The sequence below is a fragment of the Sphingomonas sp. Leaf412 genome (genome assembly GCF_001425405.1).
Classification (GTDB): Bacteria; Pseudomonadota; Alphaproteobacteria; order Sphingomonadales; family Sphingomonadaceae; genus Sphingomonas.
This window is the reverse complement of record NZ_LMQP01000001.1, coordinates 411,007-420,530: the sequence shown is the minus strand read 5'-3', so window position 1 is coordinate 420,530 and position 9,524 is coordinate 411,007. Positions and strand designations below refer to the sequence as shown.

Sequence of the window (9,524 nt, the reverse complement as noted above, 5' to 3'; positions counted from 1 at the left end):
CCCCAAGCCGGTACCGGCCGCGCCGTGGCGTTTGCACGGCGCGGCCGAACCGGGACGGGGGCGGGACGGGAAGAGGGGGCGGACGCCGTGGCGCCCGCCCCCATTTTCCTGCCTACCAGAAGAAGTTGCGGATCACGTCCAGCACGACGCCGCGGCGCCAGTCGACCAGCAGCACGTCGTCGTAATGACGCACCCAGCGGGTGTTGCCGTACGCGTTGGGCAGGCGATATTCCGCCGGGCGCACGATGGCGTAGCGGCCGCCGTAATAGGCCGGCTGGATCCGCGCACCGACGCGGAACGCCTGGTAGCGGAACGGCGCGCGCCAGTTGCCGCGGGCGTATTGCGCGCGATGGTCATAGCGCCAGCCGCGCCAGTCGTTGCGGCCCGCGTTCCCGCGGCGGTCGTTCTGCCAGTCGCGGCGGTCGTCGCGATATTCGCGCCGCGCATCGCGCAGGTCCTCGCGCTGGTCGCGGATCTCGCGGCGGTCGCCGTTGCGATAGGCGCGGTCCAGGTCGCGGCGCTCCTCGCGGATGTCCTGCCGGTCGCGGCGCACCTCGCCCCAGGATTGGGCGGTGGCCATGGTCGGCAGCGCGGTCGCGCCGACCAGCATGGCGAGGATCAACTTACGCATCACTCGGGTCCTTTCGTCGCATGGCGGCGGATGCGCCGTCATCGTGGGACCGGTAATGGCGCGGCGCGGGTGAATGCGCCGGGAATGGGTTCGTCAGCGAAACGAAAGGTGGGGCATGTCCCGCGCGCGTCGCACGGGACCGACCGGGGTGCGCGTCACGGCCGGTCGCGTCCGCCGCCCTGCGCCCCGCCCATGCCCGGCGCGCCGACCGCGCCGATGTTGCCGAACAGTTCGGCGAAGAAGCCGCGTTCGCGACCCAGCGTCGGGGTGACCTTCTTGTACGGCTTCACCGCCGCGATCTGCTCCACGCCCGACCGGCGGATCGCGGTGACGTTGCCCGCCTGGTCGAAACTGATGCGGATGGTCAGCTGCTCTTTGGGCTTGGGCGGGTTGAACGCCAGGTTCCGGCTGTCGCGCGAGATGTAATACCAGTCGCCCTGATTGAACTGGCTGGCGAAGCTGGGCGACCCCAGCGTCGCCATCACCGACTGGCGGTTGTCGACGCCCGGCTGGATCGCGTTGGCGAGATCGGCATCGACGATATAGCCCTGGTGCGAGCGCAGCGGGGTGCATCCGCCCGACAGGGCGGCGGCGACGACGGCCGCGGGGATCGAAAGGGCGAGAAGGGGGCGCATGGATACTCCGCGTGACGCGAGCCGACGCCCGTCCGCATGGACAGCGGCGCTCGCGCGCACCAATATGGGGGGAGCGCCGCCGACACAAGCGGCGCGTCCCCTCGCCGTTTCCGGAGCCCGCTTGACCATCCTCGCCCGCCTCTTCCCGCGTTTCCTCCCCGGCCTGCTCCGGCGTCCCGACCCGACCGAGGCGCTGCCGCTGTACGACGCCGTCGTCGCCATCGCGCGGCGGCCGCACTGGTATCTGGACGGGCAGGTGTCCGACACGCTCGACGGGCGGTTCGACATGGTCGCGGCGGTGCTGTGCATGGTCCTGCTGCGGCTGGAACAGGGGGAGGACGGGACCGAGGCGACGATGCGCCTGACCGAGCGGTTCGTGGACGACATGGATGCGCAGGTGCGGCAGATCGGCTTTGGCGACATGGTCGTGGGCAAGCATGTCGGGCGGATGATGGGGATGCTGGGCGGACGGCTGGGCAGCTATCGCACCGCGCTTGTCGACGGCGACGCCGCGTTCGACGACGCGCTGGTCCGCAACCTGTACCGCGGCGAATCGCCCGATGCGGGCGCGGTGGCACACACGCGCGAGGGGTTGAAGGATCTGCGCGCGGCGCTGGCGGGCGTACCGGTCGCGGACCTGATGCAGGGGCAATTGCCGTGACGCCCGAATTCTCGCGCATCGAACGGCTCGACGCGATCGGGGGCGAGGAGCGCCGGGTCGCGATCGCCGCCGACGCGACCGAGCGCGCCGCGCTGGCGGCCCGTTTCGGCCTGGTGTCGGTCGACCGGCTGGAAGGCGTGCTGACCGTAGTGCGCGAGGGCCATGGCATCGCGGTGCGCGGGCGCGTGACCGCGGACGTGGTGCAGGCGTGCGTCGCCACGGGCGAGCCGGTGCCCGCGGCGGTGGACGAACCGGTCGCGCTGCTGTTCGTCGCATCGAACGCGGTGGGGGAGGAGGAGATCGAACTGGCCGCCGACGCGCTCGACACGGTGGAGATCGAGGGCGGCGGCATCGACCTGGGCGAGGCCGCGGCGGAGACGATGGCGCTCGCGCTCGATCCCTTCCCGCGCAGTCCCGTCGCGGCGGCGGTGCTGAAGGAGGCGGGGGTCAAGAGCGAGGACGAGGTCGCGACCGGTCCGTTCGCCGGCCTGAAACAGGCGCTGGAGAGGGAGTAGGTGTGAGGCGACGTCGGGAAATGCGTCGCTCCACCAAAACCGTCACCCCGGACTTGATCCGGGGTCCATCGTGCCGCGCAAGCAATGCCAGCGGCTCCTGCGGAGCCATGGATGCCGGATCAAGTCCGGCATGACGGAAAGGATGCGACCGGGATCGTCTCGCCCCCGCGCTACACCGCCAGTTTCGGGAACCCCGCGCGGAAGGCCGCGACCTTCGGCTTGTCCCAGCGCACGATATACGGATGCGACGGGTTCTTGCGGAAGAAATCCTGGTGATACGCCTCCGCCGGGAAGAACGCACCGCCCTCCACCGTCGTGACCAGTCGCGCGGGATAGGCCCGCGCCGCGTTCAGCTGCGCGATATAGGCGGTCGCGACGGCGCGCTGCTGCGGCGATTGCGGGAAGATGGCGGAGCGATAGCTGGGGCCGGTGTCCGGGCCCTGCCGGTTCAGCTGCGTCGGATCGTGCGCGACCGAGAAGTAGACGCGCAGCAGCGTGGCATAGCTGACCACGCGCGGGTCGTAGGTGATGCGGATCGCCTCCGCATGGCGCGTCCGTTCGGTGCTGACCGCGTCGTAGGTCGCGGTCGCGCGCGTGCCGCCGGCATAGCCCGCGGTCACGGCGCGCACGCCCTTCAAATTCTCGAACACCGCCTCCATCCCCCAGAAGCAGCCGCCCGCCAGGACGGCGACCTGCTGGCCGGCGGCGGCGGGGACGTCGGTCCGGGAAGCGGGGATGGGGACCGCGCGTTCGGCGACCGCCTGGCCGCAGCCGGCCAGCAGGAAGGGGGCGAGGAGGAGGGGGATGCGGGTCATGCGACCGATATGGTGCCGCGCCGCCGCCGTCGAAAGGGGGGTCAGCGACCGGCGTCGGTCGGGGCGTGGATCGCGGCGGGGGTGGTCGCGGCGGGAGTCGCGTCGCTCTGTGCCGCCAGCGCGCCCATGCCGACCGCGCCGATCATGAATCCACCCGCGAACTGCCACAGGAAGCTGGATTTCAGGAGCCGGGTCATCGCGTCATGTCCTTTGCGGTCGGGCGAGCTACGTCGCGCGACGGGGGTCGGATGCGCCGGCGGAACCGGCGGCGTGGAAGGGGGAATTAACGGGGTCGGGCTGAACCGCGGCTGGGTCGCCCGTTCATCTGCCGCCCAGATAGGGCGCGGCGCGCGGCGACGAAATGGCGAAGCGGGAACAGGATCGTTTCCGTTTCGACACACCCCGTTCGTGCTGAGCGAAGTCGAAGCACCTGCGCCGGGGCATAGCCTTCGACTTCGCTCAGGCCGAACGGCGGGGGGCGGCGGGACGTGTTACCGCAATGCGGCGCACGCCTCCTGGATGCGGCGGCACGCCTCGGTCAGCTGCGCCTCGCTGGTGGCGTAGCTGATCCGCATCGCGGGCGAGACGCCGAACGCCACGCCCTGCACCGCCGCGACGCGCGCATCGTCCAGCAGGTAGCCGACGAAATCGCTGTCGGTCGCGATCGTCACGCCCTTCGGCGTCGTCTTCCCGATCACGCCCGCGACGTCGGGATAGACGTAGAACGCGCCCTCCGGCGTCGGGCAGGTGATCCCGTCGGCCGCGTTCAGCATCCCGACCACCAGGTCGCGGCGCACCTGGAACGCGGCGGCGCGCTCCTTCAGGAACGACTGGTCGCCGTTCAACGCCGCCGCCGCCGCCGCCTGCGCGATCGAACACGGATTGCTGGTCGACTGCGACTGCAACTTCGCCATCGCCTTGATGAGCCACGGCGCCCCCGCGGCGAAGCCGATGCGCCACCCGGTCATGGCATAGGCCTTCGAACAGCCGTTCACCGTCAGCGTCCGCTCGTACAATTCGGGGCACACTTCCGCGATCGTGGCGAAGCGGAACCCGTCGTAGACGATGTGTTCGTACATATCGTCCGCGAACACCCACACGTGCGGATGCCGCGCCAGCACGTCGCCCAGCGCCTTCAGCTCCGCGACGCTATAGGCCGCGCCGGTGGGGTTGGACGGCGAATTCAGGATCACCCACTTCGTGCGCGGCGTGATCGCGCCTTCCAGCATGTCGGGGGTCAGCTTGTACCCCTGCGCCGCGCCCGCCGCGACGATGACGGGGGTCGCGCCCGCGAACTGCACCACGTCGGGATAGCTGACCCAATAGGGCGCGGGCACGATCACCTCGTCGCCCGCGTCCAGCGTCGCGACCAGCGCGTTGAACAAGGTGTGCTTGCCGCCGACGTTCACGCTCACCTGTTGCGGCGTGTAGGTCAGCGCGTTGTCGCGCGCGAACTTGGCGACGATCGCGTCCTTCAGCTCCGCGGTGCCGTCGACGTTCGTGTATTTGGTCTTCCCGTCGCGGATCGCCTGGATCGCGGCGTCCTTGACGAAGTCGGGCGTGTCGAAATCGGGCTCGCCCGCGCCCAGCCCGATCACGTCGACGCCCGCCTTCTTCAGTTCCAGGACGCGGCTGGTGATCGCGAGCGTGGGGGAAGGGCTGATGCGGTCGAGCGCGGCGGAGGGATGCACGGGCGGGGTCCTCGTCAGGAAATTGCGCGGCGCCTATGGACGGCGCACGCTTGTTACGCAACCGCCAGCTTGGCCGGCATCAGGCCGCGCAGCGCATTGCCCAGGAAGAAGCCGTCGCGCAGGTCGTCGACGGTCACCGACCCCTCCACCGCGCGTCCCGTGTCGAGCAACTCGCCGCGCAGGACGCCCGGCAGCAGGCCCAGGTCCGCGGGCGGGGTGACCAGCAATCCGTCGCGCGCGACGAACAAATTGGTGAAGCTGCCCTCGGTCACCTGTCCGTCGGCGCGCACGAACACCGCCTCGTCCGCCTGTCCCCGCGCCGCGTCGTAGAAGCCGCGGTCGCTGGTCTTGTGCCGCAGCCGCAGGTCGTGCGGCGGGACGGGCAGGGGCGCCACGACGACCGCCAGCGGCGCGTCGCGCCGGGCGGGCAGCGGCGCGACCTCGATCGCGATCGTGCCCGACCGCGCCAGCATCACCCGGACCTTCGCCGGCCCGCGCAGGCGGAAGGTCGCGGCCTGCAATTCGTTGCGCGCGCCATGGCGGTCGAACGCGAAGCCCAGCGCCGTCGCGCTCGCCTTCATCCGCGCCATGTGGCGGTCGAGCAGCAGCATCCCCTCCATCGGGTCGAACGCCATCGTCTCGATCAGGTCGAGCGGCCGTTGCGCATGCGTCACGAATCCGCCCTTCGCCAATGCCTCGTCCCATTCCGCCGCCGCGGTCGAATCCGCCACGATCCCGCCGCCCAGCCCCATCGTCGCGGTGTCGTCGCGGATCAGCAGCGTGCGGATCGCGACGTTGAACATCGCATCGCCCTCGCGATCGATCCGCCCGATCGAACCCGTATACGGCCCGCGCGCATCCGCCTCGATCCCCTGCAACGCCGCGATCGCGCGCAGCTTCGGCGCGCCGGTGATCGACCCGCACGGGAACAGCGCGCCCAGCACGTCCACCGCGTCGCGCCCCGGTGCCCGCGTCGCGGTGACGGTGGAGGTCATCTGGTGGACGGTGGGATAGCTTTCGACCGCGAACAGGTCGGGCACCGCGACGCTGCCCGCCACCGCGACGCGGGACAGGTCGTTGCGCATCAGGTCGACGACCATCAGGTTCTCGGCGCGCTGCTTCTCGTCCTCCGCCAGCCCCCGCGCCACCGCCGCATCCGCCGCCGCATCGGGCAGGCGGCGCGCGGTGCCCTTCATCGGCCGGCACGTCAGCGTGTCGCCCGCGACCGAAAAGAACAATTCGGGCGACAGCGACAGCAGCAAATCGTCCCCCGTCGCCACCACCGCGCCCCATCCCGCGCGCGTCGCGGCGCGCAAGGACGCGTACAGCGCCAGCGGATCGCCCGCGATCCTCACGCGCGCGCGGAACGTCAGGTTCGCCTGGTACAAATCCCCCGCCGCGATCAGCGCCTGCACGCGCGCGAACATGTCGTCATAGTCGGCGCGCGTCACCAGCGGCTCGGGCGCCCCCGCCCATCCGCCCGCGGCGTCGGGGAGCAGCGCGGGGACGTCGACCGTCTCCCACCCGTCGAACACGCCCAACCACGCCAGCGGCGTCACGCGCCCCGGCAGCATCGCACGCGGTTCGAACGCCCCCGCCGCCTCGTAACTCAGGAACCCCGCCACGTCGCGCCCGCACCCGCGCACGTCGGCGAGCACATCGCGCACCTCATCGGGCGTCCACGCGACCAGCACCCGCTCGGGCCGCGCATACAGCCGCGCCCCCGCGCCGCCGTCGCGGGCATCGTCGAGCAGGACGAAGGGGGGATCGGGCAGCATCGGTTCCGCATGCCCGCCGCGTCGCGGCGGGGCAAGCGCGTTGCCAGTGGCGGGGACGCCGATTAGGGTTCGCTTGACCGCCCTGACCCTGCCCTGCTCCCCATCGCATCGGGAGAGGGAGGGAGCGACGAAGTCGCGGAAGGGTGAGGGCGACGGTCGAAGGGGAAGATACGCATGCATCACAGGCTCGTCACGCTGACCGCGCTCGCACTCGCGACCCCCGTCGCTGCGCAGGAAGCCACCGTGCCCGTCCCCGCCGCGATCACCGCGGACGGCGTCCCCGCGATCCCCGCCGCGCTGGCGGACCGGGTGCGCCCCTATCTGGAGGCGCGCTCGGCGGGCGTGGTGGACTGGAACCCCGTCGACCGTTCGCTCCTCGTCACCACGCGCTTCGCCAACGTCGCGCAATTGCACACCGTGGCGCAGCCGCTGGCGATGCGGCGGCAGGTGACGTTCGAGGCGGATCGCGTATCGGGCGGCAGCTATTCGAAATCGGGCGACGTGCTGGTCGTGCAGAAGGACGTCGGCGGCGGCGAATTCTACCAATTGTACACGCTGAAGGACGGCCGCCTGACGCTGCTGACCGATGGGAAGAGCCGCAATTCGCTGGGCGCATGGAGCAAGGACGGGAAGCTGATCGGCTATTCCTCCACCCGCCGCAACGGTGCCGACACCGACCTCTACGTCATGGACCCGCGCGATCCGAAAACCGACCGGATGGTGGCGCAGGTGCAGGGCGGCGGCTGGCAGATCGCGGACTTCGCGCCCGACGGCACGCACGCCGTGGTCGCCAAGTCCGAATCGATCCAGAAGTCGACGCTGTACGACCTCGACCTTGCGACCGGGAAGCTGACCGCGATCACCGATCCGAAGGCGGCGGTGGCATGGGGCGGCGCGCAATACGCCCCCGACGGGACGTTGTGGGTGACCAGCGACAAGGGCTCCGATTTCCAGCGGCTTGGCACGCTCGATCCGAAGAACGGGCGCTTCACCCCCATCGCGAACGAGAAGAGGTGGGACGTCGACGGCTTCGACATCTCCGACGACGGCCGCTTCCTGGTGTACGACCTGAACGAGGCCGGGTTCACGCGCGTGAAGGTGATGGACCTCGCGACGAAAGCGGTGCGGACGGTCGACGGCTTGCCGAAGGGCGTCGCGGGCGGCATCGCCATCGCGCCCTGGGGCACGATCGCGGTGACGGTCAGCGGCGCGACGACGCCGGGCGACGCCTTCGCGATCGATCCCGAAACGCTGGCGGTGACGCGCTGGACCGACAGCGAGACCGGCGGCCTCGACGCCGCCGTCAACCGCGTGCCCGAACTGGTGACGGTGAAGAGCTTCGACGGGACCGAGGTGTCGGGCTTCCTCTACCGCCCCGATCCCGCGAAATTCCCCGGCAGGCGCCCGCTGCTGATCGACATCCACGGCGGGCCGGAGGGGCAGGAGGTCGCCGGTTTCCAGGGCGCAGACAATTATTACGTCAACGAACTGGGCATCGCGATGTTCTTCCCCAACGTCCGCGGGTCGAGCGGCTATGGGAAGAAATTCGTCGGCCTCGACAACGGCCCGTTCAAGCGCGAGGATTCGGTCAGGGACATCGGCGCCTTCCTCGACCGCCTGTTCGCCGATCCCGCGATCGACGCCGCGAAGGTCGGCGTGCAGGGCGGCAGCTACGGCGGCTACATGTGCTACGCCGCCGCGATCCGCTACGGTACGCGGCTGAAGGGCGCGCAGTGCATCGTCGCGATCTCCAACTTCGTCACCTTCCTTGAAAACACGCAAAGCTATCGTCGCGACCTGCGCCGCGTCGAATATGGCGACGAGCGTGACGCGAAGCAGAAGGCGAAGCTGATCGCGATCTCGCCCATGACGCATGTGGCGGACCTGAAGATCCCGCTGATGGTCGTCACCGGCGCCAACGACCCGCGCGTGCCCAAGTCGGAAGCGGACCAGATGGTCGCCGCCGTCCGCGCCAACGGGCGGCAGGCGTGGCACGTCGTCGCCGCGGACGAAGGCCACGGCTTCGCGAAGAAGGCGAACCGCGACTATGCCTTCCTCGCCGCGCTGACCTTCTGGGAAACCAACCTGCTGGGCCCGACGGGGCGGGGGGCCGCGAAGTGAGCGCGCAGCCTCCCCTGCGCGCCGCGATCGTCCCCGTCACGCCGATCGAGCAGAATTGCACCCTGATCTGGTGCACCGCGACGATGAAGGGTGCGATCGTCGATCCCGGCGGCGACCTGGCGAAGATCCAGGCGGCGGTGACGCAGGCGGGCTTCACGGTCGAGAAGGTCCTGCTGACCCACGGCCACATCGACCACGCGGGGGAGGCGAAGCCGTGCGCGGAGGCCTATGGCGTCGACATCGAGGGCCCGCACGAGGACGACCGCTTCTGGCTCGCGCGGCTGGAGGAGGACGGAAAGAACTGGGGCATCCGCGGGGTGCCGTTCGAGCCCGATCGCTGGCTGGTCGATGGCGATACCGTCACGGTCGGAGACCTGACGCTCGACGTCTACCACACCCCCGGCCACACCGCGGGCCACGTGATCTTCCACCACGCGCCGTCGAACTTCGCGCAGGTCGGCGACGTCTTGTTCCAGGGATCGGTCGGGCGCACCGACCTGCCGATGGGCAATCACAAGCAACTGATCGAATCGATCGTGACGAAGCTGTGGCCGCTGGGCGACGCCACGACCTTCATCCCCGGCCACGGGAAGCCCAGCACCTTCGCGCACGAACGCCAGTGGAACATGTTCGTCAGCGATTCGGCACTGTCGGCGTAACCGCGGCCGCCTGTCGCT

Annotated in this window: 10 protein-coding genes; 4 read left to right on the top strand and 6 right to left on the bottom strand. The window is 70.3% G+C overall.

Annotated elements, in window-relative coordinates; all coding sequences use genetic code 11:
- Window positions 1-112 precede the first annotated feature (112 nt).
- Together ASG29_RS01890 and ASG29_RS01885 are read right to left on the bottom strand one after the other, a co-directional pair.
- Window positions 113-631, bottom strand: a complete 519-nt coding sequence (locus ASG29_RS01890) for an RcnB family protein (protein ID WP_055979345.1) — start codon at window positions 629-631, stop codon at window positions 113-115.
- Between the two features lie 155 nt (window positions 632-786).
- Entirely contained in the window at window positions 787-1,266 is a 480-nt protein-coding gene (locus ASG29_RS01885) for an outer membrane protein assembly factor BamE (protein WP_055979343.1), read from the bottom strand.
- Between the two features lie 121 nt (window positions 1,267-1,387).
- On the opposite strand from ASG29_RS01885, the gene ASG29_RS17345 reads away from it, so the two are divergent.
- Entirely contained in the window at window positions 1,388-1,927 is a 540-nt protein-coding gene (locus ASG29_RS17345) for a ubiquinol-cytochrome C chaperone family protein (RefSeq protein ID WP_414883971.1), read from the top strand.
- A complete protein-coding gene (locus ASG29_RS17340; protein ID WP_055979340.1) occupies window positions 1,924-2,442 on the top strand; it encodes a YceD family protein in 519 nt (172 codons plus the stop codon). Before ASG29_RS17345 ends, ASG29_RS17340 begins: the two co-directional genes overlap by 4 nt.
- Before the next feature lie 170 nt (window positions 2,443-2,612).
- Here the strand turns inward: ASG29_RS17340 and msrA are convergent, their stop codons facing one another.
- The 4 genes from msrA to pabB form a co-directional block, all read right to left on the bottom strand.
- A complete protein-coding gene (gene msrA / locus ASG29_RS01870; RefSeq protein ID WP_055979337.1) occupies window positions 2,613-3,257 on the bottom strand; it encodes a peptide-methionine (S)-S-oxide reductase MsrA in 645 nt (214 codons plus the stop codon).
- A 41-nt stretch (window positions 3,258-3,298) separates the two neighbouring features.
- Window positions 3,299-3,454, bottom strand: coding sequence for a hypothetical protein (locus ASG29_RS16585; RefSeq protein ID WP_156457835.1), 156 nt, complete (start codon window positions 3,452-3,454; stop codon window positions 3,299-3,301).
- Between the two features lie 294 nt (window positions 3,455-3,748).
- Window positions 3,749-4,948, bottom strand: a complete 1,200-nt coding sequence (locus ASG29_RS01865) for a pyridoxal phosphate-dependent aminotransferase (protein ID WP_055979334.1) — start codon at window positions 4,946-4,948, stop codon at window positions 3,749-3,751.
- Between the two features lie 53 nt (window positions 4,949-5,001).
- Window positions 5,002-6,726 carry an aminodeoxychorismate synthase component I gene (pabB, locus tag ASG29_RS01860; RefSeq protein ID WP_055979331.1) on the bottom strand — a complete coding sequence of 575 codons (1,725 nt, stop codon included), beginning with the start codon at window positions 6,724-6,726 and terminating at the stop codon, window positions 5,002-5,004.
- A 174-nt stretch (window positions 6,727-6,900) separates the two neighbouring features.
- Between pabB and ASG29_RS01855 the strand changes: the two genes are divergently transcribed.
- Window positions 6,901-8,847: a S9 family peptidase gene (locus tag ASG29_RS01855; RefSeq protein WP_055979328.1), complete on the top strand. Its 1,947-nt coding sequence runs from the start codon at window positions 6,901-6,903 to the stop codon at window positions 8,845-8,847.
- A complete protein-coding gene (locus ASG29_RS01850; RefSeq protein WP_055979325.1) occupies window positions 8,844-9,506 on the top strand; it encodes an MBL fold metallo-hydrolase in 663 nt (220 codons plus the stop codon). Before ASG29_RS01855 ends, ASG29_RS01850 begins: the two co-directional genes overlap by 4 nt.
- Window positions 9,507-9,524: the final 18 nt, after the last annotated feature.

Bases quoted from the DNA above. Each gene is read 5' to 3' on its own strand.
- ASG29_RS01890 (WP_055979345.1), bottom strand. From the start codon at position 631: ATGCGTAAGTTGATCCTCGCCATGCTGGTCGGCGCGACCGCGCTGCCG.
- ASG29_RS01885 (WP_055979343.1), bottom strand. From the start codon at position 1,266: ATGCGCCCCCTTCTCGCCCTTTCGATCCCCGCGGCCGTCGTCGCCGCC.
- msrA (WP_055979337.1), bottom strand. From the start codon at position 3,257: ATGACCCGCATCCCCCTCCTCCTCGCCCCCTTCCTGCTGGCCGGCTGC.
- ASG29_RS16585 (WP_156457835.1), bottom strand. From the start codon at position 3,454: ATGACCCGGCTCCTGAAATCCAGCTTCCTGTGGCAGTTCGCGGGTGGA.
- pabB (WP_055979331.1), bottom strand. From the start codon at position 6,726: ATGCTGCCCGATCCCCCCTTCGTCCTGCTCGACGATGCCCGCGACGGC.
- ASG29_RS01855 (WP_055979328.1), top strand. From the start codon at position 6,901: ATGCATCACAGGCTCGTCACGCTGACCGCGCTCGCACTCGCGACCCCC.